A 26,024-nucleotide genomic window follows, 5' to 3' on the forward strand; every position below is an offset into this window, starting at 1 on the left:
CATACAATAAAATTGGCCAAAACCGTCCTCAAAAATATATTACAAATTTTAATTATCCTAATTTTTAACAATTTTTTAGCACAGAAAACTCCTGAAAAATTGCCTAAAAATACGGTAATTAATGATACTATTTCCAAAAAGGATACCATTGTTGCAAAGAAGGAATCATTAGATGATGTTCTTATGACAAAAGCAGATAATATCCGGAGAGATTTCCCTAAAAAAATGATATACCTGAACCAAAAAGCTCAGGTAAAATATCAGGATATGCAGATTGATGCGGATTATATTTCTATTGATGAGCAGAAGAATCTGATCTATGCCCGTGGAAAGCAGGATTCTTTAGGAAAGAAGATTATAGAACCTGTACTTACTACCCAGGCCGGGAAAAAGTATGAAACGGATCAGTTCAATTATAATTATAAGACAAGACAGGCGATTGCCTATAACGCACGAACAGAAGAGAGTGAAGGGGTAATCATTGCCAATAAAACGAAAAAGTATAATGATTCCGTTTTTGCAATGAGACACGCATTATATACTACAGATGAGTATTTCCTGAAGAAAAAAGATACAGCTGCAGATTACCATTTGCTCGCTTCCAATATCAAACTGGTAAAAACCAAAGAAAAATCCCAGATTATTACAGGACCGATACAAATGTATATAGAGCAGGTGCCTACACCTCTAATTATGCCTTTTGCTATTTTACCGTTTTCCAGTAAAAGGTCTGCAGGTATCCTGATCCCCAGTTTCGGGGAAAGACAGGATGTAGGGTTTTTCCTGAATGGCATCGGATATTATCAGCCCATTGGAGACCATTTTGATATGAAAGTCCTTGCTGACATTTATACGAAAGGAAGCTGGAACGTGAGACCGGAAATGAACTATGTAAAGAAATATAGGTATTCGGGGAATTTCACCGCTGATATAGGAACGACCATCAGAGGAATTAAAGGATTGGATGATTATTCAAGAAGCAGTACATACAGGATTGCCTGGAGGCATACGCAGGATACAAAAGCAAATCCGTTTCTTACATTTTCTGCATCGGTAGATATCGTAAGTAATAAATTCTATAATAATACCATCAACAATAACTATATATTCAATCAGAACGTATTGAATACCCAGCAGAACTCGACCGTTACAGTGACTAAAAGGTTCTTAAAACTTCCTGCTACTGTTACGGCAACGGCATCGTATTCACAGAACTTTGCTACCGGATTGGCAGATCTTCGTTTGCCGCAAATGAACGTTGCAATCAATCAATTTTATTTATTTAAATCAAAAACAGGAGTAAGACAAGGTCTTCTGGAAAATATTACGGTAAATACCGGATTAAATTTAACAAACTTTGTGACAACAAACGAAGGGGAGCTATTTACTAAGGCTATGTGGGATAAGCTTCAAACAGGTCTTACGAATAATATTACTTTAGGGACGAATACCACCGTTGCTAAATATTTTACCTTCAGTTTAGGAACTACAATTAATAATGCCCTGACAACAAAGACCCTTACCAGATATTATGATCCTTTAAGCAACAATTCTAATAAAGTGGTAGACCAGGTGAATAAGCAGATTGCAGGATATTCTTATTTTTCAAGTACAGCGAGTTTACAGACTACATTATACGGAATGCTTAATTTCAAAAAAGGATCTGCAATAGAAGCCATCAGGCATATGATGACCCCAAGTATCGGATTCACTTATTCTCCTGACTTCGGAAAACCTGGATTCGGGTACTATAAGAATTATTATGATGCCAACGGGGCTTTAACTCCTTATTCTATTTTTGACGGTGGGATTGTAGGATCGCCTACAAGTGGTATGCAAGGATCATTAGGTTTTAATATAGGGAATAACATTGAAATGAAGGTAAAGTCTAAGAAAGACTCTACAGGAGTGAAGAAAATAAAAATCTTCGAATCATTAAATCTTTCCGGAAGTTATAATTTTGCTGCTAAAGACCATCCATGGTCAATTTTCTCAATTAACGGACAATCTTCATTTTTTGAGAATAAATTAAGTGTTAATACCAGCCTGTCATTAGATCCATATAAAATTCTTTTTGTTCCGGGATCAGATACTGGTATCAGGACTGAACGTTTTGGGGGATTTAGTGTACAGGGGTTCAATATTCAGGTGTCATATCCTTTAAGCAGTGAGATCTTTGGAGCTAAAACAGATTATGCTAAAAAATACCAGTCTAAAGGAGAAATAAGAAATGAAAATTATTATTTCGATGATGATCATTATGCTCATTTTGATCAGGCATGGACTTTGAATGTTAATGCAAACTACGCTTATTCCAAAAACTTATCCAGATTTGGGACGAAAATTGCTTCAGTAGGATTGGATGGAAGTATTAAGCTTACTCCTTATTGGAACATTAACGGGAGTACACACTACGATATGATCACCAAACAGTTGGCATATACAAGGATAGGGTTCTCCAGGGATCAGCGAAGTTTTACGATTAATTTTAACTGGGTTCCTTTCGGACAATATAAGGTATATGACTTTTTTATAGGGATAAAAGCTAATATTTTGAGTGATGCACTTAAATATAAGGATAGAAGTTTTACCCAACCGAATGCACCTTTCTAATATAAGGTGGAGTTTTGAGAATAAATTTTATATTTGCACCCAAAATAAATTTTGCTGAATCCATTAAAGTCCCGGAAGAGGGATAAAGCAAATGGTGATAGTATAGATAAAAAAATAAATATCCACATATGAAACAAATAATCAACACAGTTAATGCTCCTGCAGCAATCGGACCTTACTCACAAGCAAATATGGCTAACGGAGTTTTATATATTTCAGGTCAGATTCCTGTAGATCCTGCAACAGGTAAATTGGTAGAAGGAATTGAGAAAGAAACTCATCAGGTAATGAAAAACCTTGAGGCAATTCTTACTGAAGCTGGGATGACTTTTAAAAACGTTGTAAAAGCGACAATATTTCTTAAGAGTATGGATGATTTTGCTGTGATGAATGATATTTATGCATCTTATCTGGATGCAGAAAGCTATCCGGCTCGTGAAACGGTACAGGTTTCTTGCCTGCCTAAGAATGTTGATATTGAAATTTCGATGATTGCACATCAGGATTAATGAGCTTTATAAGAAATACATTTGCGGTGTTGGTAGGTCTTGGTATTGCAGGGCTTATTATTACTCTTGGTATAAGAGCTTTTCCGCAGTGGATTACTTTTGATGCTTTTGCTCCTTTTGAACACTGGCAGAGATTTCTGTACAGCATGAGAAATGACGGAGCCTTTTTTGGATTTCTGTTGTTTATTTCCGGTTTAGGAACAACAATAGGAGGTGTGGCAACCGCGATTATTGTAAAATATGCTAAAGTAGCCTATGCTATTCTCATTGGTTTTATCATGCTGTTCATAGCAATGCTGGATGTTATTATATTTCCTTACCATCCTACATTTTATAAAATTTCCATATTTCTTACCTTTTTCCCTTTCTCCTGGATCGGAGGTAAGATTGTAGAAGTTATTTATGAGAGGAATAAGAAAAAGAGGATTGCTGATAAAATGAATAAAACAAAATAAAAAAAACGCTGCATTTGCAGCGTTTTTTTATTTATAGTTTCTTTATTGATTAAGGCATTTTGAAACCTTTTGTATAGATTCTTCCATATTCATCCACAAACTTCACCTGAACATTTCCCTGATACTTGTCAAGGATCTTTTCAACATCTTTTTGTGAGTTTACAGGCTTACCGTTGATCTCTATAATGATATAGTTATCTACAACTCCTATTTTAGCCATTTCGCTTCCTTCTGATACGTTTTTAGCGATAACACCACTGTTTAGTCCGTAGCTGGTTTTAAAGGAGTCACTTAATGGCTCAAATTCAGATCCTATTTTTTCTGTAACGCTAAGGTCAGCCTTAGTTCTCGTAGAAGTTCCTCCTTTCTGGTCTTTTAAAGTAACCGTAGTCACATTTTCTTTACCGTTTCTCAGATAAGTAACCTGAACTTTATCACCAGGACGTTTGCTTCCTACCGCCATAGAAAGATCTGCAAAGTCTGTAATTAATGTTCCGTCTATTTTAGTGATGATATCTCCGTTTTTGATTCCTGCATTTTCAGCACCACTGTTGTCCGTAACTTCTGTAACATAAACTCCGGAACCTACTTTAACGTTGGCTTTTTTCTGCTTGTTGTACATAGCAACCTGCTGATCATCTGAAAGGTCTAAAGAAGCAACTCCTAAGAATCCTCTCTGTACAATTCCAAACTTTTTAATGTCTTCAACAATTTTTCTTGCCAGGTTAGAAGGGATTGCAAATCCATATCCCTGATAATAACCTGTGGTAGATTGAATGGCCGAATTGATCCCGATCAGGTCGCCATTGGCATTTACAAGTGCTCCTCCTGAATTTCCAGGGTTAATGGCAGCATCTGTCTGGATAAAACTTTCAATCGGATTACTTGCTTTTCCTTGTGATCCAAGAATGCCGATTCCTCTTCCTTTTGCAGAAATAATACCGGCAGTTACCGTAGAGTTCAACCCAAGCGGATTACCTACAGCAAGAACCCATTGCCCTACTTCAATGTTGTCTGAATTAGCAAAATTCAAATAGGGTAGTCCCTTTTCTTCTATCTTTAATAAGGAAATATCCGTATTAGGATCGGTTCCTACTAATGTAGCGATATATGACTTTTTATTGCTTAAAACAACTTCCAATTTATTGGCACCTGCTACAACATGGTTGTTTGAAATGATATACCCGTCCGGAGAAATGATAACTCCTGAACCCATCCCTGAAGGCATGTTGTCCGGAATCTGTTGTTGTTTCTGTCTTTGTTGTCCGCCTCTTCCTCCAAAAGGATCTCCGAAGAAGAAATCAAATAAATCCTGCTCCGACGCTCTGCTTGAAGTCCTGGTCTGGTAATTTTTAATGGTAACTACAGCAGGAACTGTTGTTTTTGCGGCTTTTACAAAATCATCTCCTGTAGCTGCCGTATTCATTCCAGCGAAAGAAGTATTGGCAGATTTAGTAAAATAAGATTGGTCTCCGTTGTTGGCATTGTGACCGAAATATTGTATCGTGCCAACGGTAGTAGCTCCTGAGATAACTCCTACTACAGCAAATGGTAATAGTTTTTTTAAAGTACTCTTCATTGTATATCTTCTTTTATTTTTTATTAATTAATTCTAGTTTTACAGTAAACAAATTTAATGCTAAATAGGTGTGCAATTAGTGTAATGTGTTTCAACTTTAACTAAAATTTAACAGGAATACGGTATTTTTATGGTATTACTGATAATTGATGAAATCTCAATTAACGAAACTTAAAAATTTATTAAAGACAATATGACATATAGATGGTTGTATTGTCACAAAGGTTAAATTATCTGTATTTTCATACAACAAATTACCATATTTATTAATCTTTTTCTTCAGCACCATTAAAGATAGTGTTTTAAACCGAGAATAGGGCTAATAGAAAAAATGATTATCTTTGCAAAAATTTTTCTCACTTAAAACGTTTATAGCATGCAACTGTACAACACCTTAAGCGCAGAAGAAAGAGCTCAACTTATTGATGAAGCCGGTAAAGAACGTCTTACATTGTCTTTCTATGCGTATGCCAAAATTGAAGATCCCAAAAAATTTCGCGACGAATTATTTATAGCCTGGAATGCACTTGATGCTTTAGGGCGTATCTATGTTGCTCACGAAGGAATCAATGCTCAGATGAGCGTTCCTGCAGATCAGTTTGAGGCTTTCCGCGATACACTGGAGGTGTATGAATTTATGAAAGGAATTCGTTTGAACGTAGCTGTTGAGCAAGACAATCATTCTTTTTTAAAATTAACAATAAAGGTCAGACATAAAATCGTTGCCGATGGATTAAATGATGATACTTTTGACGTTACCAATAAAGGGGTTCACTTAAAAGCTCAGGAATTTAATAATATGCTTGAGGATCCTAACACCATTGTGGTTGATTTTAGGAACCATTATGAAAGTGAAGTCGGTCATTTTGAAGGGGCTATTACACCTGATGTGGAAAACTTCAGAGAAAGCTTACCGATTATCAATGAGCAATTACAGGATTTTAAAGAAGACAAAAACCTGTTGATGTATTGTACCGGCGGGATCCGTTGTGAAAAAGCCAGTGCTTATTTTAAACATCAGGGCTTTAAAAACGTGTTCCAGCTAGAAGGTGGAATTATTGAATATACCCGCCAGATAAAAGAAGAAGGGATTCAAAGTAAATTCATAGGTAAGAACTTTGTATTTGACCACCGTTTAGGGGAAAGAATTACAGATGATATCATTTCACAGTGCCACCAATGTGGAAAGCCTTGTGACAATCATACCAATTGTTCCAATGATGCGTGTCATCTACTCTTTATCCAATGTGATGAATGTAAAGCGGCAATGGAAAACTGCTGCTCTACAGAGTGTTTGGATATCATACATTTGCCAATGGAAGAACAGGTGAAATTAAGGAAAGGATTACAGGTAGGAAACAAAGTTTTCAGAAAAGGTAAATCCGATGCTTTGAAATTTAAGAATTTCGGTGATTTACCTGCTAAACCTTTAGCAAAAGCCGAAACCAAAGATATCCGCAAAAAAATAGCGGTTAAAAAAGTATTGATTGGGAAAGCAGAACATTATTATTCAAAATCAAAGATCGGACAATTCCTGATTGAAAATAAAGAACTTACCGTGGGTGACAAAGTATTGATTTCAGGACCCACAACAGGTGAAAAGGAATTGACGATTACTGAGATTTATGTGAATGGAAGCTCAAATGAAACGGCAAAAAAAGGAGATCAGATTACTTTTGAAATTCCTTTTAGAATTCGTTTGTCAGATAAATTATATAAGATCGGACAACCTTCGGAAGGTGTATAATAAGAATAGAAGTACAAATGCTGAAGTCCGAACTTAGAAAAGAATATATGCAAAAAAGAAAAACCTTGTCATCTGATGAGGTTTTCTTGTTATCTGAAGCGATTTTCAAAAATTTTGTTAATTTTTTTAAGCCATTCCCAGGTCAGAAGGTGCATATTTTTCTTCCTATTGCAAAGTTTAATGAGATCAATACTCAGATTTTTGTTGAGTATTTCTTAAACAATGGCATTCGTGTTTTCGTCCCGAAAGTTGTTGATCAGAAGCTTATTTCAATTGAAATATGTAAAGACTCCCTGTTTGAAACCAGTTCCTGGGGGATTTCAGAGCCTGTTTCCAATCAGGATTCCGGCATAAAGGAATTTGACCTTGTGATAACCCCTGTTCTCTACTGCGATGGTTTAGGAAATAGGGTAGGATATGGAAAAGGTTTTTATGACAGCTTTTTTCAGGAACTTTACGGAAAACCAAAAAAAATCGGGGTGAATTACTTCAATCCCAATGAGATTATAGATGATATCTGGGAAAATGATATTCCTTTAGATTATTTGGTTACTCCTACTGAGGTACTGTCTTTCTTTACAGGAGAGGAATAGAATTTTAAAAAGTAAAATTTGAATTCTTTTTTGAATTTTATTGGTTTTGACATAAGGGTGTATTGAGCGTTTTTCTCAAAAGTTCCAAGTGATCTGTTCTTATCGTCGAAATACTCTACATTGAATTTTGCATAATCCAAAGTGTCTTTTTTATAAAAGTCCTTATGTACTTCCAGGTTATTTACTTTCACGGACTTCACCTTTAAGCTGTCTAGTTCCCTGAAAAGATTTTTGAACGTAAGGCTGTCCGGTTTGTGAAAATAGCTTTCCATCTGGGAGTAAATTACCGTATCAATTTCCGTATTTCTTTTTCCTGACAGGTATAATGTAGATAAGTCTAAAAGCTCCTGCACCTTCTGCTTGGTGATAGAATTAATAGCCTGCATACTGTCCATCTGAACTGCCGGATAGGTTTTTGTATTATTGCTGTTCCTCAATTTATCCAGATCACTTACCTCGCTTTTCTTATTGTTACAGGAAATAAAAGCTGTTATCAGTAATAAGGCAATTAAAAATTTATTTATTCTTTTCATCAGTATTTGCAATTTTAAATTTAATAGATATTATTTTTCCCTTATCATCCTTTTTCATTTCAATCACCTTTAGATTTTTCAGGGATGTTGTAGGAGTCGTCACGAGGGTAATATATTTTTGTTTGTCTAAAGTTTCTATACCATACGTATCGTTATCATATACCTGATAAATTACGGCACTGTTGCTGATTAAATTTTCTAACTGTTTTCTTTTTTGTTTGATCAGGGCAAATTGTTCTTCCGGATTTCCTCCCTTTACATCCTTAATAGAGAAGTAATAAGCCGCCATTTTATAATCATCCGGCTTCATTTCGATCATTTCCTCCTCAGGGGCGTTTTCCAGGCTTCTGTTAACAGTTAGAGGTTCGTAGAAAGGTGCTGTGATCTGCATTTTCAGAATTTTATCCTTAGTAGAGTACCTGAAACATTCTCCCGGGTTAATTTTAAACAGGATTGGGGATTCGTTTTCTTTAAATACTTTTATTTCTAAGGTATTGATTACCGCAACCCCTCTGTCTGCATCTGTGAAACAATATTTATACTCTTTGGAGAAAATTTCATCCTTAAAGCCTAAAACTCCGGTAATGATAATTAAAATAGAGGTTATCATGGCCCAGGCATTCTTTTTCATGAACTTTTTTTCCGGTTCAGGGGAAACTGTATCGGATAAAGTGTTGAAATTTTGATTTTGGTTAACTGTTTGATTTTCAGTATTTGATTTTTGTAAATCAACATTTTCTAGCCCTTTTATAGGCGTTTTTTGTGGTTGATCATCATTTTTTGGAGTTGAAGGTAGCTGATTGATCGTTTCTTCCAATTCCTGCAGTTCTTCATCGCTGAGATCTTTCTCATCCTGTAATAATTCTCCTGCAAAAAGATGTTGCTTTTTAAACTCGTACCATGAGTCGTATCCCGCATAAATACTCAATAAATTGAGCATGTCTATCCTAGGCAATTTTGTTACCGGTGAGTTCTTGAAATAGGTGTAAAATGATTTTTCGCTGATGTTTCCCTTCGCCTTTTTCCGAAGATCCTCCTGAAAATAGATAATATCAATCCCTTTCCATTTAGAAATATCATCATAGGAAGGAGTGTATTCTTCTAAATATTGAGCCTGTACATCCCTTTTCAGCTGCTCAAAGTGTAATAGATCTAAATCTGTCAAGTTTATATAAAGTGATTAAGTTATTGATTATCAGTTGTACTTATTTGTAAAATTGTTTTACAAAGGTATTACAATTATTTTTCATAGACAAACTTTCTATCTGCTCTACCTTTGTCTTGTTCAAATAACAGAACGAAAGAAAATTTTATAAAACAATATTAACAAAATTAAATTTAATTTATTATGAAAAAGTCGTTATTCGTAGCTGCTATCGCTGCAATCTCTCTAGTTGCTTGTAAAAAAACTGAAGCTACTTCTACTGAAGGTGCTGCTGATTCTGCTGCTGTTGCTGCTACTGATTCTGCTGCTGTTGTAGCTGATTCTGCTGCTCAAGTTGTTGATTCTGCTGCTACTGCTACTGTAGACGCTGCTAAAGGTGCTGCTGCTGCAACTACTGCTGCTGCTGCTGACGCTGCTAAAGGTGCTGCTGCTGGAGCTGCTGATGCTGCTAAAGGAGCTGCTGATGCTGCTAAAGATGCAACTAAAGAAGCTGCTAAAGAAGTTAAAGACGCTGCTAAGAAATAATTCTAGTATGTTACTAAATAAAAGAACCGTTTCGCTCAGCGAAGCGGTTTTTTTTATTATATATATTATCTTCCTTATTCCTTTTTCTGTCTCAGGGATTCGTAACACGTAATGGCTACGGCATTACTAAGATTTAAAGAATCTATACTTCCTGCCATAGGAATTAATGTATTTTCCCCTTTTCCAATCCAGAAATCACTTAAACCCGAATGCTCGGTTCCGAATAAGATTGCAGACTTTTGGGTCAGATCCCTTTTGTAGAGATCTTCAGAGTCTTTGTCCATAATGGTTGTATAAATACCGAACTGATTCTTTTTCAGAAAATCAAGGGTTTCTTCATTCCCGGCCTGGAATACTTCCATTCCGAAAAGACATCCGACACTTGATCGGATCACGTTAGGATTATAGAAATCAGCTTTTGCATCTGTAATAATCAGTGCATCTATTCCAAAGGCCTCGCAACTTCTTAAAATAGCACCAAGGTTTCCTGGTTTTTCAATTCCTTCAACAATAATTACAGTTGCATCCTTTTTAGGTTTAAAAGAGGAAAGGTCAGCTTCTTTGGCTTTATAAATTCCAATGATCCCTTCCGAAGTGCCTCTATATGCAATTTTTTCATATACTTTTTCACTGACATAAAATACCTTCCCAAGAGGGGTTTCTCCTTTGAAAATTTTTTCGCAGATATAAAATTCGACCGGTTCAAAATCAAATTTCTGAGCCCTTTCATTTTCCTGTTGGCCTTCTACTACAAAGATTTTAGATTTTTTACGAAATCTGTTATCTGTAAGAAGCTTAGTAATATTCTTGATTTTATCGTTTTGAAAACTTTCTATTAACATGCTGCAAAATTATGGAAATTATTGATCGGTTTTTGTTTCCTAAGAACTGAAAAAAGATGAGAAAGAGAAATATTAAAATTTAGTAGCTGTATTTAGAAAAGCTTACCATGTTTTCCTTTATTAGATGAGTTTAAAAGAATACTGCTTCCAACTACCATACACAAACAGCTGGTAACCCACAGGTAATATCCTGCACCAAAAGAAATGATGGCAGACTCGTTACCTGCTTCATCAATAATTATCGTTTTTGATGAAAAATAAAATAATGACAGACAGAAAGCGATCAGACTGGAAATAACAGATACTTTAACCTGTTTTAAAAGTAGGGCAAGCCAGGAAATGAATAATAAAGGATTGGCTAGCCAGGCAATGTTATTTTCTAGCTCAAGCCATCCTAAAAGAAAGCAGTTAGAAGCATCGGTTTCACGCCCTTGCGTGTAAACAGCTACTTGTGTTAAAGAAATCAAGAATATAACAAGGCTTATTGCAAAAATAATTTGTGTTTTTTTCATTTGATCATTATTCTATGCTGGTTATATTTTCACTATTATCAATAAGGCTTTGAGGAAGCTCTTTTTTATTTTTTATTCCCAGGGATTTAAGTTTTTGTGTTTGGATAATCAGGTTGTCATTTCCGGTAGATAACTGTTTATAAGCATCATTAAAAACATTTTTGGCCTGATCTAGATTTTTACCTACTTTTTCAAGGTTTTCTACAAAACCTACAAACTTATCATATAATCTGGCCCCCCGGTCTGCAATCTCCATAGAATTTCTGTTCTGATATTCTCGTTTCCAGAGATCTGCAATGAGTTTTAAGGAAGTAATCAGGTTGCTTGGATTTAAAAGCAGGATCCTTTTGTCATAAGCAAAATTCCATAAATTCTGATCGGCCTGCATTGCTGCAATATAGGCCGGTTCACTTGGAATGAACATCATCACAAAATCTAAAGATTTGCCATAATCATCATAAGCCTTCTGGCTTAATTGAGAGATATGATTTTTTACGGACGATAGATGCTGATTTAATTTGATGGCGTAGATTTCAGGATCGGTTTCGTCTACTAATTCTGTAAAGGCAGTGAGGGAAACCTTGGAGTCCACAATAACATTTCTTTCATCAGGATACTTTACTACCGCATCCGGGCGCATTTTTTTTCCTGAAAACTCTGAAAATAACGCCTTATTATCCTCATCACGCAGCTCATGTTCTAGAAAATATTCCCTTCCTTTAACCAGTCCTGATTTTTCAAGAATGCTTTCAAGAATCATTTCTCCCCAGTTTCCCTGTGTTTTACTTTCTCCTTTTAAGGCCCGGGTCAGTTTTTTTGCATCTTCGGAAATCTGCTGATTGAGCTCCGCCAGTTCTTTTACTTTTTCAGCCAGCGAAAAACGCTCCTTATTTTCTTTTTCATAAGCTTCATTTACCCTGTTTTTCAAATCAGTGATCTTTTCCTGAAAAGGCTCAAGAATAGTTTTAAGGTTATTTTGATTCAGAGTAGTAAATTTTTCAGCTTTTTCCTCGAGGATTTTATTGGCTAAATTTTCAAACTGAACCTTTGAATCTTCCTGAATCTTAATAATTTCTTCTTTCTGGGTTTGAAGTGATTTCTGTAAATTTTCATTCACTGCCGAAAGTTCAGAGTTACGCGCATATAAATGCTGCTTTTCCGTAAGAAGGCTTTCAAGCTGCGAGGCTTGTTTGGAAATAATTTGTTTCTGTTCCTGAAACTGACTATTTAAAGATGAATATTCCGCGGAAATTTTTGCATATTCATTTTTAAGATCATTGAGAAGATCTGATTGTTGCTGATTCTGATCTTTTTCATGATTGATGTCCTGATATAATTCCTGGATTTTTTGATTGATATTTTCCAGATCAGAATTCTTTCTTATATATAAATTGTTTACCTCGTCATAAGAAGCCCTTGAAACCATTGAAGATTTCAGCATAAAATATAAAATAACGGCACCTAATAAGGCACCGGTTATAAAACCTACGATTAAATATGTCATCTCCATTCTTCAAAATTATGAAAAAACGCTGGAAGCTGGAAGTGAGATCAGGAACCTGTTGTTTTCCGTTAAATAGTTTAAGTTTTTTAAATAGATAAAAATAAAATACTTAGTGACTTTTTGTAAGATTTCAATTGCTCCCAGCTTTCTTTCCACAATCTCCTTTCTGAATAAGAATACTTATATTTATAGGAAATTTAAGTGTTTATGAACATTTTGTTAGTAGAGGATGATGAGCGAATCAGTAAATTTCTTGTCAAAGGCTTGGGCGAGGCCGGATATCAAATGGTTCTCGCAGATTCCGGAGAGAAAGCCCGTGATCTAATCAGTACCTATGACTTTGATATTATTCTCATGGATATTATGTTGCCAGGGCTGGATGGAATGCAGCTGACGCAGATCATCCGCTTCAAAAAAAATTATACTCCGATTCTGGTTCTTAGCGCTTTGAATAGTCCTGATGATAAAATAAAAATGCTTGATCTGGGAGCCGATGATTATTTATCAAAGCCATTCCATTTTGAAGAATTGATTTCGAGAATCAAAGCATTGACCAGAAGAAATAAATTAAGCTATCAGGAAGGATCGCAGCTTTTACGTTGTGGTAACCTTACAATTGATACAGATCTCCACAAAGTGGTTCAGGATAATAAAGAAATTGAACTTTCCCCTACAGAATATAAACTTTTGACTTTCCTTTTAGAAAATAAAAACAAAGTTCTGAGCAGGACTCAGATCTTACATAATGTATGGGGAATTGATTTTGACAGTACGACGAATGTTGTTGATGTGTACATTTCTTATGTGCGGAATAAAATTGATGAAACGGATCAAAAGATTATCCACACAATTAAAGGAACAGGATATCTGATTAAAGATTAAAGATGACGTTAAGAAACAGGTTTACCATAATTTCGAGTCTTTCATTCGGTATTGTTACCATCATCGCTTTTGCGGTGGTGTTTTTTGCTTATTATGACAGTACCAGAATCTCTTATTTTGAAAGATTAAGAAATACGGCCCTTATTTCTGCCATTTATTATCTGGAAAAAGATGAATTGCCAAAAAGCAGGCATGCCCAGATAAAAACGGAATACAATCATTTGATAGAGAATAAAAAAGTAGCCGTTTACAATAAATACAATGAAGTTACTTTTGGGCAGAACCTGAATGATAAGAATATCAAAGCACTTCATCTGAAGTCTGCAAGAAATAATAAGATGGTACAGTTTATGGCCGGGAATAATTTTTATTACGGCATATTCTATCCGGATAATCAGGGTGACTTTGTCGTTTTTGTCAAAGCCCCGAATGATTCTTTTAAATCACAAATGGTAAGGCTTTCCATAATTATGCTGGCAGTACTGATTTTAGGATTACTTGTTATTTATTTCCTGAGCAGGTATCTTTCCAAAATCGTGTATAAACCTCTATCCAATGTTGTGGATAGGATCAATAATGTAGATTATACCAATATTTCCAGCGCAATTACATCTACCCATACTCATGATGAAATAGATGACCTGATCAAGTCCTATAATAAATTGTTTGGAAGAATTTCTGAAAGTATTTTGCTTCAGCAGAATTTTATCAACTATGTGTCTCATGAATTTAAAACACCATTAGCCGCTATCTCGGGCAATCTTGAGGTTTTTGCTCAAAAGGACCGGACGCCTGAAGAATACCGTAAAGTGGTGAAAGAATCATTGGATAATGTATATGAAATTGAAAGTATCCTTAATAACCTGCTGTTGATGTCAGGTCTTACGAAGCTTGAAAATTCTCACCAGCAGGTAAGAATTGACGAGCTGATCTGGAAGATATATGAAAAGCTAAATCCTAAAGCCCAGGAAAATAACTCTTCTATTAAAATCAATCTTCTGGTAAACACTCCTGATTTACTGGAATTTCCGGGTAATGAAACTTTGCTTTATCTGGCATTGTACAATATTGTTGAAAATGCTATTAAATATTCCGGGCATCATTCTGTAGAGATTGTGTTGTCTGAAGAACAGGATAGACATTTATTGATTGAAGTTAAGGACCAGGGCAGAGGTATTTCGGAGGATGATCTTCAAAAGATCACGGAAACTTTTTATCGCGGAAAAAATGTAGATAATATAAAAGGAAGTGGCATTGGCCTATCCTTATCTAAAAGCATATTCGATCATCATCATATTCAGATGAAAATTAATTCTGTTGTGGGCTCAGGAACCCAGGTATCGCTCATATTTCCGGTTACAAAATAGTTTTCTAATCGAATTCTAATTTTGGACTAACCGAATCTTAATGGTATTTGGAATTGGCTTTAATGTTTACAAAATAGCTTTGTGGTCTTAAACAGAAGACCTTGAAGAAAATCATTTTTACACTATTCTATATTCATTTTTTCGGGTTCTTTTCGGCACAAATTGCGGACACGTTGCAGATTGGAAGAAAAGAAGCGGAAACATTATTTCTTGCGAATAACCTTGATATTATTGCGCAAAAACTGGAAATTTCCCAGGCGGAAGCCCGTGTCGTTCAGGCGAAATTCTGGCCTAATCCTAAGCTGACTGTCAATGAAGTTAATCTTTGGCGTACTTACGATATCGAACAGCAGCCAGCTTTAATAGGGAATTGGGGAAAGAATACCCAATTCTCTGCTGAGATAGAGCAGGTAATCCAGACTGCAAGAAAAAGGAGGAAAAATATAGAACTACAGAAAATTGAAGTAGATGGAGAAAAGTATGAATTGCAGGAAGTATTGCGTGAGCTGAAAAAGTTATTACGAAATACTCTGACAGAGGTTATCTACAATCAGGAACAGCAGAAACTGTATCGCGGTCAGATTTCCTCTATAGAAAAACTAACAAAATCCTATCAGAATCAGTTAAACCTTGGAAACATAAGCAAATCCGAATATGTGAGGCTGAAGGCCCAGGAAATTGAATTCAAAAAGAAATTAATTTCATTACAACAGGAAATTGCGGAACAACAGGTCGAGTTAAAAGCTTTACTCATTCTTCCGGCTACATCTTATCTTGTTATTACAGATCATTTGTCAATTCCTGAAAAGGAGCTTTCTGAGTTGGAATTATCCAACTGGCTGAATATTGCCAAAGAAAATCGTCCGGACATCCGGATTACAAAAAATAAAGAGAAATACGCACAAAAAAATCTTGAATTACAACGAGCTCTCAGAACTCCTGACATAGCGCTCTCCGTGGGATATGACCGGGGTGGAAATATCATGAAGGATTTTGTAGGGTTGGGTATTTCATTTGATCTTCCGGTTTTCGACGGAAATAAAGGAAATATCCAGGAGGCTAAACTGGAGGTTACCAAATCCAATTTTGAGACCCGCAAAAACATCCTTAAATCGGAAAATGAAATCGTTTCCGTATTTCAGAATTATACCCGAACGCAAAAGATTTCTGAGGAACTTGATGGACCGTATGAAAGTACTTTGGATGGTTTATTGGCCAGTCATGAGAAAAACTTCAGATTGAGAAATATCAGCATGCTGGAATATATGGATTTCCTGGAAACCTACATCGGAAATAAAATGATCATACTCGATACGAAAAAAGAACTTAATCAATATTATGAAAACCTACAGTACGTTGTAGGGCAAGACTTATAAATATGAAAATGAATAGCACAAAATATATGGCAGCTGGCTATTTTTTAGCACTTGTTGTCCTGACCGGTTGCACAGAGAAAAAGCTCAATGAAAATACCGGATCCAAAAACTACTGCATTAGCAAAGAGCTAAAAAAAGATCTTAAGCTGGCAAAAGTAGAAATGCGCTCTGTGGAAGAAAGTATTACTCTTACCGGAGAAGTTGAAAGCAATTCTGATAAAACAGTTCCTTTTGTAAGTTTAGTGGATGGAGTGGTTACGGATACTTATTTTTCCCTGGGTGATTATGTAAAAAAAGGACAAGTCCTTGCCAGTATAAAAAGTGTATCCCTAAACGAAATGCAGGATGATACCCAAACTTTACAGGCTCAGTTGGCTGTTGCTAAAAGAAAGCTCTCTTCTGTGGAGGCAATGTATAAAGATGATATTGCCTCACAAAAAGATTTGCAGGAAGCAAGGTCTGAAGTTCAGATCATACAGTCCAATATTTCCAAAACCAAAAAGAATATGCAGCTGTATTCTGCAGGCAGTACAAATATGCAGGTTAAAGCTCCTGCAGATGGTTACGTAATTGCTAAAAATATTTCTACCGGTATGCCTGTAACTGCCGGAGGTGAACAGCTTTTTACCATTTCTAATCTTGATAAGGTGTGGGTAATGGCTAATGTGTATGCTACCAATATGAGACATGTGTACGTGAATCAGCCTGTAGTAGTAAAAACGCTTGCCTATCCGGATGATAGTTTTTCCGGAAAGATTAATGTCATCTCCCAGGTTTTTAATGAAAATGAAAGAGTGTTGAAAGCTAAAATTATTATGGACAATAATAATATGAAACTTAGACCGGGAATGTCTGCAGATATTGTTTTACCTATTAATGCACAAAACAGAACAGCATTGGCAATTCCTGCCAAAGCTCTGATCTTTGATAATAACCAAAGTTATGTTGTGGTCTATAAAAAAGATTGTGCCATAGAAATGAGAGCTGTTACCGAAGTGGCATCCAACAGTCAGTACATTTATGTAGAAGGAGACCTTAAAGAAGGGGAGATGGTTATTGCTTCCAATGGATTGCTTATCTACGAAAACATGAAAAATCAATCCAATAATTCTACGAAGTAATGCGAAAATTTGTACAAAGTATAGTTTCTTTCTCGTTAAAAAATTCTTTGATTGTACTTCTGGGTACTCTGCTTTTGCTTGCTGGTGGAATTTATTCTTACATGCATACTCCAATAGAAGCGTTTCCGGATGTTACAAACACCAGGGTGAGGGTAATTACACAATGGCCGGGACGAAGTGCTGAAGAGATAGAAAAATTTGTCACGCTTCCAATTTCAAAAGAAATGAGCACAATACCGAATAAAACCTCAGTACGGTCTATTTCTTTATTTGGTTTATCTGTGGTGACGGTTATTTTTGATGATCATGTGGATGATTTTTATGCCCAGCAATATGCTTCGAACCGATTGGGGAATGTTGAACTTCCTAATGGAGCAAATTACAGTATAGAACCACCTTCAGGTGCTACCGGAGAAATTTACAGATACATCATTAAAAGTAAATTGCCTATTAAAGAGGTTACCTCTATTCAGGATTGGGTGATTGAAAGAGAGCTTCGTGCGGTCCCGGGGGTTGCGGATGTTGTAAGTTTCGGGGGAGAAGAAAAGATTTATGAAATAAAGATCAATCCAACTGAATTACATAATTATGATCTTTCGCCATTGGATGTTTATGAAGCTGTTTCCAAAAGTAATATTAATGTAGGGGGAGATGTGGTTTCAAAAGGAGATCAGGCATATGTGGTTCGTGGTATAGGGCTTCTGGAAAGTAAAGAAGATATTGAAAACATACAAATTGAGGTTAAAGGATCCACCCCGATTCTGGTGAAGCATGTGGCCGAAGTAAAAGTTTCTGCCAAGCCAAGGTTAGGGCAGGTGGGGTACAATAAAGAAAATGATGTTGTAGAAGGAATTGTGATCATGCTTCGTGGGGAGAATCCGAGTGAGGTGATTGGACGTCTTAAAGAAAGAATCGGTGAATTGAACGGAGGAGAATTGCCAGGCGATGTAAAGATCGTTCCTATCATCGATCGTACAGAACTTGTAAATACCACTGTGCATACCGTATCCAAAAATTTGGTGGAAGGGGTGATTCTGGTATCTATTATTGTATTTATATTTTTATACAATTGGCGAACAACATTTATTGTGGCGTCGGTTATTCCTTTGGCATTTTTATTTGCGATCATTATGCTGAGGATCCAGGGATTGCCGGCTAATCTTATTTCAATGGGAGCCCTTGACTTTGGTCTGCTTCTGGAGGGTACACTCGTTATTGTAGAGCATGTTTTTGTAGCTCTCGAACAAAAGGCCAAAAAGGTAGGCTTACGGCGATTCAATAAAATGTCGAAACTGGGCATTATCAAGAAAAGTGCGGGAAGTGTTGCAGGGTATATTTTCTTTGCCCTTTTAATTCTTATTGTAGCGTTAATGCCTATTTTCTCCTTCCAGAAAGTAGAAGGCAAAATGTTTTCTCCATTGGCATTTACCCTAGGGTATGCTTTGCTGGGGTCTTTGATTCTGAGTTTAACTTATGTTCCTGCAATGTGTAAACTTTTGCTCACGAAGGATATAGAAGAAAAGGAGAATTTTATTTCGAAATTTTTCAGGGTGAACATTTATAAGCTTTACGCGTTAAGCGCACGCTACAAAAAAACTTTTATTATAGGATTTGGGGTTCTTTTGGTTATTTGTGGATGGAGGTTTTCCAATTATGGATCGGAATTTTTACCAAAGCTTAATGAAGGGGCAATTTATGTTCGTGCCACCCTTCCCAATAGTGTAAATCTCGATGAATCCGTGAGGCTTACTAAAGAAATGAAACAATTACTTTCCAGATATGATGAAGTGGAATTTGTAATGACGCAAACCGGTCGTCCGAATGACGGAACAGACCCGACGGGGTTTTTTAATATTGAATTTAATATTCAGTTGAAACCTGAAAATGAATGGAAGAAAAAGATTTCCAAAGAAGAACTTCTGGAGGAAATGAGGGTTTCGCTGGAAAAATATCCCGGCATTAATTTTGGGTTCAGCCAGCCTATTCAGGATAATGTGGAAGAATATGTGGCAGGGGTAAAGGCTCCTCTGGTGATCAAGATTTTTGGTAATGACCTTTTCCAGCTTGAAAACTATGCCAATCAGGTTGCGAATTCCATTAGAACCGTACCCGGAATTTCCGATGTGAATGTTTTTAAAAATATAGGCTTACCGGAATTAAGGATCCAGCTTCATGATTCCAAAATGGCAAAATACGGTGTCTCAACTGCTGATGCACAGGCGGTGATTGAAATGACTATCGGAGGGCAGGCAGCAACAAAATTCTATGAAGATGAAAGGATGTTTGACGTGATGCTAAGATTTGAAAAACAATATCGTGATAATCCGGAGAAAATAGGAAATATTCTGATTCCGACACAGGATAATAAGAAGGTGCCGTTGAAGGAAATTGCAACGATTGACTACCATACCGGGCCATCCTTTATTTATCGCGAAGGTAATAGCCGATATATTGGTGTCGGATTTAATATTGAGGGACGAGATCTTGGAAGTACGATTAAAGATGCAAAAGCAAAAGTAGCAAAAGATGTACATATTCCTAAAAACCATAAAATGACCTGGGCAGGGGAATTCGAAAGTAAAGAGAGGGCTGCCAAACAGTTGGCAATGGTTGTTCCGATTTCGCTCTTGCTTATCCTGATGTTGCTTTACTTTAACTTCGGTAACATTAAAGATACACTGATTTCATCTGTAACATTGGCTTTTGCATTTATTGGCGGGTTTTTATCACTTTGGTTTACCGGAACTATTTTTGGAATTTCAGCGGGAATAGGGTTTATTATCCTGTTTGGTGTTGCAACAATTGACGGAATTGTATTAATAGGGGTTATGAAAGAAAATCTTCAGAATAAAATGTCCCTGAAAGAAGCAATCAGCCAGGGAGTTCAAAGCAGAATCAGACCGGTGATAATGATTGCCTTGATGGGATCAATGGGGCTTTTTCCCGCAGCAATGTCCAATGGAATGGGGTCTGAGATTCAAAAGCCTTTAGCCATTATGATCGTGGGAGGATTGATTATATGCATGATATTGTCTTTTACCGTATTGCCTGTTATTTTCTATTATGCATATCAGAAAAAATACAAAGCAACATTATAATTCTTTCAATTTTATTACATGTTAGTTTTGTTTGCCGGAATGTGAGGATTCCGGCATTTTTTTGATTTATGAATAAAAAAAGTGAGCCGGAAAGCTCACTTTGTATATTGTCTTTGGTCAGATTATGGCGTGATGATAATCGGATCCGGGAACGGCTCAAGAACCAATGGCTTGCACATTGCGGCCGGTTCGCATCTTCCACCCATACATATAAAATTAGTCATCGTGGTAGAGCCGTCAGGACATCTGATCAAGGCCTCACCAGGGCATCCTCCCGGGCATTGTGCCGGATACAATGTTCCTCCCATTACATCTTTTAATTCTGTTCTTGAAAGTTTTTTTGAATTAGATTTTTTCATGGTTTAATTTTTTTTGTTTAGTGATTTTTTATTACTTTTTTATAATTAAGTAAATAAGAATGAGTTAGATACACTAAAGTAGTAAATTATTCCATGAGAATAGAACTATCTGAAAATAATTTTATTCTATTTGCGTTTTTCTTTGGCTTCGAGATTCGGTAGATCTTTTTTATATTGTTCCGGGTGCCACTTCATATTCCAATGGGTTACATATTCTGCTAATGGAGGAAGTCCAACTTCTGCCCGTCTTTTATCTACATGGTCAGGATCTTCTAAAGGTGATACATAAAATGCGTGAGTTTCAGGATCTTGTCCAATCTGGCTTCCATAAATTTGCTTTTTACCTTGTCTTAAAGCAATTCTATCCTCTAAAAGAGCTAAGCTACCGCTTTGGGCTTTTCCATTTTTTACAGCTTCCCTCATCATGGGCAAATATTTTACCTGCGTCTCCAAATCAGCATGTTGTATAACAAGAAATAAGGTAGTGTTTCCTTGGTTACCTACTACATCAGGGCCTAACCAACCATATTTATCAAGAATAGCTTTTACTTCTATTAAATTTAAAGAATCCTTTTTAATTATAGTTCTCCAATGCTCTTGCATTTCCTTTGAATCCCGGCCGTATTTTTTTTCAATTTCTCCAATCTCGCGTCTACCGTTTTGATCTTCATTATAAATGCTTCCAAGCTTTTCAACCAGAGGTTTATTCAATTTGGCATCTGCTTTCTCCTTGTTGAGTTTAATTTTTTCAAGCAATGGCTTCCATCGAACATCTGCATGCAAAGAGTTCAGATCCGTATCTCCTGTTATATGGTTATAATTACTAAATTGAGTAGCAATTTTTTCCAGCTGAGAAAATGCGCTATCCGTTACGGATGCCATTGCCCATGAGCATGCTGCATTATATCTGTCATTAAGAGAGGCTTTCCACCCATTAGACCTAAATGCTTCGGAATAATTATTAGCAGAGTTTTTAAAATCCTTGGCTTTATAAAATCCTTCGGCCTTTTTTACTTTCTCCGTATATTCTTTTGGAGTATTTTGCCCGAAGAGTAGTTTTGCTGATACTAAAAATATCAAAACAAATAGTCTTATTTTCATTGTTGTTATTTTGTTATGGGTGAAGATATAATTATTATTTTAATTGGAAATAAATAATATAAAACAAAAGCAATTAAGGACAGTTGTAACAAATACAGCCAGATTGTCTCTTGTTTTTCAGGTAATTTATCCTGTTTAATTAAATATATAAAGAGGATAAAAGCCTGTTTATGGATTTTCCTTAGTGATCTCTTGGTGATGCTTTACATACAGAGGCAAGGCAGCTGATCCATACCAGGGAAGAAGTTCATAGCTGAAGACTCCGGCCTTTACTGCAGGGTCTGTTTTTACCCATTGTTCGGCTTCTTCTTTAGACTTGGTATTGAAAATAAACATTCCACGATAATTTTCCTTATTCTTTTCTAAAAAAGGTCCGGCTACTATAATCTTTCCCTCGTCAGCTAATTTTCCAATATTAGTCATATGTCCTTTCATTATCTCACTCATTTTAGCTTTGTCTTCAATCTTTGCGGGTCCTGTTGTAAGCATAACAATAGTATAAGCCTTCATTCCATATTGATCTGCTCCCAGCGAAGTAGCCAGTTCCTGGTTGAATTTCGGTTTTACCTCTTTTTTCTCTTGAGTGACAGATAAAGTTGCTATCAGGAAACTAAGAGAAAAATAAATTTTAAATTTCATGATACAGTGGTTATTTAGTTATAAGTCTGAGATCTGACATCTAGCATCTACTTAATCTTTTATTCTAAGAAACTCTTTTGCTAATTCGATCATTTTTGGATCACCTGTATATTTTCCATGTTCATCAGATAATTTTACAGTTGGGATCCATTCTTTATTTGGAGCCTGTACACCAATTAATTTCATAACTATATTCATCGGTTTCAAACCGACATCATTGGTAAGATTGGTTCCGATTCCGAATGAAACACCGATTTTACCTTTACAGTATTTAGTGATTTCTTCTACTTTTTCAAGATTCAATGCATCAGAGAAAATGATGTATTTAAAGAGTGGATTGATTCCATTGTTCTTGTAATGAGCGATCGTCTTATCAGCAAATTCCAGTGCATCACCACTATCATGGCGTACTCCGTCAAACAACTTTGCAAACTTTTTATCAAACTGCTGGAAAAACACATCAGTGGTATATGTGTCTGAAAGAGCAACCCCAAGGTCACCTCTGTACACATCTACCCAATGTTCCAAGGCCAGTTCGTTGGCCATTTTGAAGCCATATTCGGCCGCATGAAACATGAACCATTCATGTGCATGGGTTCCGATAGGCTTTACCCCATATTTCATGGCGAAATGAACATTTGAACTTCCTATGAAAGTGGAGTCTTTTTTTTGGGTCAGTGCTTCCATCACCAGGTTCTGAACTTTGTAAGAATGTCTTCTTCTGGTTCCGAATTCTGCGAAAGTAACACCAAGCCTTCCTAATGAATCTGCTTTTTCTATGGTTCTATGCATAACGATTTCATTGGAATCCCTTTCCATATGGTTCATTTCGTAATGCAGCTCGCTGATCAGTGCTAATAAAGGAACTTCCCACAAGATAGTTCTGTACCAAAGCCCCTCAACAGTTACCGAAAGATCACCGGCATCCTGATGGATCTTTACTTCGGAAGGATCATAATGATACCCTTCCAAAAAATCAAGGTAGGGAAGGTCGATGTAAGGGCAGGTTCTCGCCATAAACTTTTTCTCATCTTTGGTGAGCTTAAGTTCGGCCATTTTGTTTACAGCTTCTCTTAGGGCAATATCAAAACCTTCCGGAAACTGATGTTTTCCTCTGTTGATAAATTCATATTTAACGATGGAGCTTGGAAATAATTTGACCACGGCATTCTGCATGGTTATTTTATAGAAATCATTATCTAGAATGGAATTCAATCGTACGTCGTGCATATTGTGTAATTTTAACGCAAATTTAATAATTAAAAATAAAAATCGTCTAAATGTAAGACGATTTTTTTTATATATCGATGATCTTTGTGGGTTATTTACCCAGATAAGAGTTATACATCCATACTTCTTTTTCCTGCTCCGTAATATAGTCGCTCATTTGTGAATTTGTTCCCTCATCTCCTGCTTTCTCGGTAATATCAAGAAGCTCTCTCTGAAGATCCAAAACTACTTTGAAAGAATTTAAAATGATTTCTACACTTTTCGTTCCGTCACTTACTTCCTTACTTTCTTTAATTGTAGATATTTTTAAATAGTCTGAATAATTATGTCCGGGAGTTGCTCCTAAGGTCAGGATTCTTTCAGCAATTTCGTCGATCTTTAATACAAGGCTATTATATAATTCTTCAAATTTCGGATGTAGTGTGAAAAACTGGTCACCTTTGATGTTCCAGTGAGAACCTCTTGTGTTTTGATAGAATACTGAATAATTGGCTAATAGTACATTAAGCTTTTCCGAAATGTTTTTACAATCGGTTTCTTTAAGACCGATAATACTGGCATTTTTCATACGTTTATTTTTTTATGCTATAAATGCAGTAAATATTGTGCCGAAATAGTGGGTTCCTGATTGATGATACTTATCTTTGGTATTCTTATAATTTATCATAAAATGTCGTCATCGCGAAATATAGGTTTGCAGAGTTTCTTTTTATCTCTTTTTGTATTTTTTGGTATCTGTATATTTTATTATATAGTTAGTATTTCAAAAACAGATGGACAATATGTATATCCTCTTGACGACGCTTATATTCATCTCGCTATCGCTAAGAATTTTGCTTTACATGATGTATGGGGGATTACAAGGTATGGGTTTTCCTCTACCTCTTCCTCTCCCTTGTTTACTTTTATGATCAGTTTTTTAATCCAGGTATTCGGTAATCATGATCAGATCCCTCTGTATTTTAATATAACCTTCGCGTTAGGAATTCTTTATTTCCTTTCCATGTATTATGGAGAAACTTTCAGGAATGTAAGAAATACTGTTTTAGCAACGTTGGTTACTTTGTTTTTTGCTGTTTTGCATTTGCAGGTACTCTCCGGTATGGAACATGTTTTTCAGGTATTTCTTTTTATCGTCAATATGTATTCCTTCAGCAATTGGAATAAGAGCAGGATGGCAGTTCCGGCATTTTATCTTTCCCTTATATTGATGGGGCTGGTCCGCTTCGAAAGTATGTTTTATTTTGTGATCCTCGCTGGTGTTCTTATTACGGTTAAAAAATGGAAAAATGCCTTAGGTGTTTTAATTGCAGGTTTTGTCCCTGTATTATTATTCTGTTATTTCAATTATCAGCAGGATGGTTATTTTTTTCCCAATTCAGTTGTGGTAAAAGGAACTCAATTGACTTTAGGACCTGAAATGTTTGTGCGGCTTAAAACGATCTTTCTTGATCATTTATTCCTTAATAAAAGCTTTTATAAAATAGGTATTTTTCCAATTTTAATAAGTATTGTTTTCATATGCAGAGATACTATCAGGAATAAGTCTTTAAAAGAAATCATTATAAAGAACTTTTTCCTAATTGTTTTTTCCCTCTTAATGATTTGCCATACCATGTTTGCTGATCTTAAAGGGATGTTCAGGTACGAAGCCTATATATTGACAGGGTTTTGTATGGCAATTATTCCCAGAATATCTGCTCTGTTTTCTGACTATAAAAGTTACATCAAAGGAGAAAAACTTATTACTATCCTGGTAATTATGAATATCCTGCTTCTTTTTTATAAAAGTTGGTTCGCAGATCGTATTCTTGAGAATGGCGGAAAAAATATTTATGAACAACAAATACAATCCGCAAGATTTTTACATACCTATTATAATACATCTAAAGTGGTAGCGAATGATATTGGTGCTATAAGTTACTATACAGATATCCATTTGCTGGATATTGTGGGGCTTGGATCTGTAGAAATGATTCCTTTTACCGCTGATAAAAGAAATTTAAATGAGGAATTTGAGAATTTTCTAATTCAATATACTGCTAATAACAAATATGAAATCGCAGTAATATATGATGAATGGTTTCAGGGGCATATTCCACGAAATTGGAAAAAAATTGCCGTTTTGAAGATTAAAAATATGATTGCTGTATCAAAAGATGAGGTTTCCATTTATGCGCTTGAACAAACTAACCAGGAGATATTAAGAAGAAATATCCGGGATTTTAAGTGGAATAAGAACGTTGAAGTTCGTATTGTGGACTAGTAGATGAA

Annotated in this window: 23 protein-coding genes; 12 read left to right on the forward strand and 11 right to left on the reverse strand. The window is 35.8% G+C overall.

Annotation, left to right across the window (positions count from 1 at the left end; translation table 11 throughout):
- The first annotated feature begins 12 nt into the window (after positions 1-12).
- The 3 genes from ACNFU2_RS15960 (at position 13) to ACNFU2_RS15970 (ending at position 3,577) form a co-directional block, all read left to right on the forward strand.
- Positions 13-2,613 (forward strand): putative LPS assembly protein LptD, encoded by a 2,601-nt coding sequence (locus ACNFU2_RS15960; protein WP_172284611.1) that lies wholly within the window; start codon positions 13-15, stop codon positions 2,611-2,613.
- A gap of 128 nt (positions 2,614-2,741) precedes the next feature.
- A complete protein-coding gene (locus ACNFU2_RS15965; protein WP_045491236.1) occupies positions 2,742-3,122 on the forward strand; it encodes a RidA family protein in 381 nt (126 codons plus the stop codon).
- Positions 3,122-3,577 (forward strand): hypothetical protein, encoded by a 456-nt coding sequence (locus tag ACNFU2_RS15970; protein ID WP_172284609.1) that lies wholly within the window; start codon positions 3,122-3,124, stop codon positions 3,575-3,577. Before ACNFU2_RS15965 ends, ACNFU2_RS15970 begins: the two co-directional genes overlap by 1 nt.
- Before the next feature lie 49 nt (positions 3,578-3,626).
- Here ACNFU2_RS15970 and ACNFU2_RS15975 read toward each other — a convergent pair whose 3' ends face one another.
- Entirely contained in the window at positions 3,627-5,156 is a 1,530-nt protein-coding gene (locus ACNFU2_RS15975; RefSeq protein WP_172284607.1) for a trypsin-like peptidase domain-containing protein, read from the reverse strand.
- 376 nt (positions 5,157-5,532) lie between these two features.
- Here ACNFU2_RS15975 and ACNFU2_RS15980 point away from each other — a divergent pair, with 376 nt between their 5' ends.
- Complete coding sequence (locus ACNFU2_RS15980) at positions 5,533-6,903, forward strand: rhodanese-related sulfurtransferase (RefSeq protein WP_418122287.1); 1,371 nt, start codon at positions 5,533-5,535, stop codon at positions 6,901-6,903.
- 47 nt (positions 6,904-6,950) lie between these two features.
- Positions 6,951-7,496, forward strand: a complete 546-nt coding sequence (locus ACNFU2_RS15985) for a 5-formyltetrahydrofolate cyclo-ligase (protein ID WP_418122289.1) — start codon at positions 6,951-6,953, stop codon at positions 7,494-7,496.
- Here the strand turns inward: ACNFU2_RS15985 and ACNFU2_RS15990 are convergent.
- Both ACNFU2_RS15990 and ACNFU2_RS15995 read right to left on the reverse strand, forming a co-directional pair.
- Positions 7,445-8,029: a hypothetical protein gene (locus tag ACNFU2_RS15990; RefSeq protein ID WP_172284601.1), complete on the reverse strand. Its 585-nt coding sequence runs from the start codon at positions 8,027-8,029 to the stop codon at positions 7,445-7,447. The genes ACNFU2_RS15985 and ACNFU2_RS15990 overlap by 52 nt on opposite strands.
- Positions 8,013-9,194 (reverse strand): hypothetical protein, encoded by a 1,182-nt coding sequence (locus ACNFU2_RS15995; protein WP_306613494.1) that lies wholly within the window; start codon positions 9,192-9,194, stop codon positions 8,013-8,015. Before ACNFU2_RS15995 ends, ACNFU2_RS15990 begins: the two co-directional genes overlap by 17 nt.
- Positions 9,195-9,377: 183 nt before the next feature.
- On the opposite strand from ACNFU2_RS15995, the gene ACNFU2_RS16000 reads away from it, so the two are divergent.
- Complete coding sequence (locus tag ACNFU2_RS16000; RefSeq protein ID WP_172284597.1) at positions 9,378-9,719, forward strand: hypothetical protein; 342 nt, start codon at positions 9,378-9,380, stop codon at positions 9,717-9,719.
- A gap of 74 nt (positions 9,720-9,793) precedes the next feature.
- On the opposite strand, the gene ACNFU2_RS16005 is transcribed toward ACNFU2_RS16000, so the two are convergent.
- The 3 genes from ACNFU2_RS16005 to rmuC form a co-directional block, all read right to left on the reverse strand.
- Positions 9,794-10,561 carry a TrmH family RNA methyltransferase gene (locus tag ACNFU2_RS16005; RefSeq protein ID WP_306613497.1) on the reverse strand — a complete coding sequence of 256 codons (768 nt, stop codon included), beginning with the start codon at positions 10,559-10,561 and terminating at the stop codon, positions 9,794-9,796.
- 92 nt (positions 10,562-10,653) lie between these two features.
- Positions 10,654-11,073: a hypothetical protein gene (locus tag ACNFU2_RS16010; RefSeq protein WP_306613500.1), complete on the reverse strand. Its 420-nt coding sequence runs from the start codon at positions 11,071-11,073 to the stop codon at positions 10,654-10,656.
- 7 nt (positions 11,074-11,080) lie between these two features.
- Positions 11,081-12,583 (reverse strand): DNA recombination protein RmuC, encoded by a 1,503-nt coding sequence (gene rmuC, locus ACNFU2_RS16015; protein ID WP_373428016.1) that lies wholly within the window; start codon positions 12,581-12,583, stop codon positions 11,081-11,083.
- Positions 12,584-12,784: 201 nt separating this feature from the next.
- Between rmuC and ACNFU2_RS16020 the strand changes: the two genes are divergently transcribed.
- The 5 genes from ACNFU2_RS16020 (at position 12,785) to ACNFU2_RS16040 (ending at position 20,421) form a co-directional block, all read left to right on the forward strand.
- Entirely contained in the window at positions 12,785-13,459 is a 675-nt protein-coding gene (locus tag ACNFU2_RS16020; RefSeq protein WP_172284590.1) for a response regulator transcription factor, read from the forward strand.
- A gap of 2 nt (positions 13,460-13,461) precedes the next feature.
- On the forward strand, positions 13,462-14,826 hold the full coding sequence (locus ACNFU2_RS16025; protein WP_273650531.1) for a sensor histidine kinase: 1,365 nt from the start codon (positions 13,462-13,464) through the stop codon (positions 14,824-14,826).
- A gap of 101 nt (positions 14,827-14,927) precedes the next feature.
- Positions 14,928-16,202, forward strand: a complete 1,275-nt coding sequence (locus tag ACNFU2_RS16030) for a TolC family protein (protein ID WP_418122294.1) — start codon at positions 14,928-14,930, stop codon at positions 16,200-16,202.
- Between the two features lie 8 nt (positions 16,203-16,210).
- Positions 16,211-17,323: an efflux RND transporter periplasmic adaptor subunit gene (locus ACNFU2_RS16035; RefSeq protein ID WP_273650533.1), complete on the forward strand. Its 1,113-nt coding sequence runs from the start codon at positions 16,211-16,213 to the stop codon at positions 17,321-17,323.
- On the forward strand, positions 17,323-20,421 hold the full coding sequence (locus ACNFU2_RS16040) for an efflux RND transporter permease subunit (protein ID WP_273650534.1): 3,099 nt from the start codon (positions 17,323-17,325) through the stop codon (positions 20,419-20,421). The genes ACNFU2_RS16035 and ACNFU2_RS16040 overlap by 1 nt, the downstream gene beginning before the upstream one ends.
- A gap of 122 nt (positions 20,422-20,543) precedes the next feature.
- Here the strand turns inward: ACNFU2_RS16040 and ACNFU2_RS16045 are convergent, their stop codons facing one another.
- The 5 genes from ACNFU2_RS16045 to ACNFU2_RS16065 all read right to left on the reverse strand — a co-directional run bounded on the left by ACNFU2_RS16045 (position 20,544) and on the right by ACNFU2_RS16065 (position 24,318).
- Entirely contained in the window at positions 20,544-20,780 is a 237-nt protein-coding gene (locus tag ACNFU2_RS16045) for a hypothetical protein (protein ID WP_172284580.1), read from the reverse strand.
- Positions 20,781-20,906: 126 nt separating this feature from the next.
- On the reverse strand, positions 20,907-21,881 hold the full coding sequence (locus ACNFU2_RS16050; protein WP_418122298.1) for a DUF6624 domain-containing protein: 975 nt from the start codon (positions 21,879-21,881) through the stop codon (positions 20,907-20,909).
- A 168-nt stretch (positions 21,882-22,049) separates the two neighbouring features.
- Entirely contained in the window at positions 22,050-22,520 is a 471-nt protein-coding gene (locus ACNFU2_RS16055; RefSeq protein ID WP_418122300.1) for a YciI family protein, read from the reverse strand.
- A gap of 51 nt (positions 22,521-22,571) precedes the next feature.
- Entirely contained in the window at positions 22,572-23,750 is a 1,179-nt protein-coding gene (gene pncB, locus ACNFU2_RS16060) for a nicotinate phosphoribosyltransferase (protein ID WP_273650537.1), read from the reverse strand.
- A 91-nt stretch (positions 23,751-23,841) separates the two neighbouring features.
- Positions 23,842-24,318 carry a Dps family protein gene (locus ACNFU2_RS16065; protein ID WP_172284572.1) on the reverse strand — a complete coding sequence of 159 codons (477 nt, stop codon included), beginning with the start codon at positions 24,316-24,318 and terminating at the stop codon, positions 23,842-23,844.
- A gap of 102 nt (positions 24,319-24,420) precedes the next feature.
- On the opposite strand from ACNFU2_RS16065, the gene ACNFU2_RS16070 reads away from it, so the two are divergent.
- Positions 24,421-26,016, forward strand: coding sequence for a hypothetical protein (locus ACNFU2_RS16070; RefSeq protein ID WP_273650538.1), 1,596 nt, complete (start codon positions 24,421-24,423; stop codon positions 26,014-26,016).
- Positions 26,017-26,024: the final 8 nt, after the last annotated feature.

The organism is Chryseobacterium sp. PTM-20240506 (genome assembly GCF_048296755.1).
In the GTDB taxonomy this organism is placed as follows: Bacteria; Bacteroidota; Bacteroidia; order Flavobacteriales; family Weeksellaceae; genus Chryseobacterium; species Chryseobacterium proteolyticum.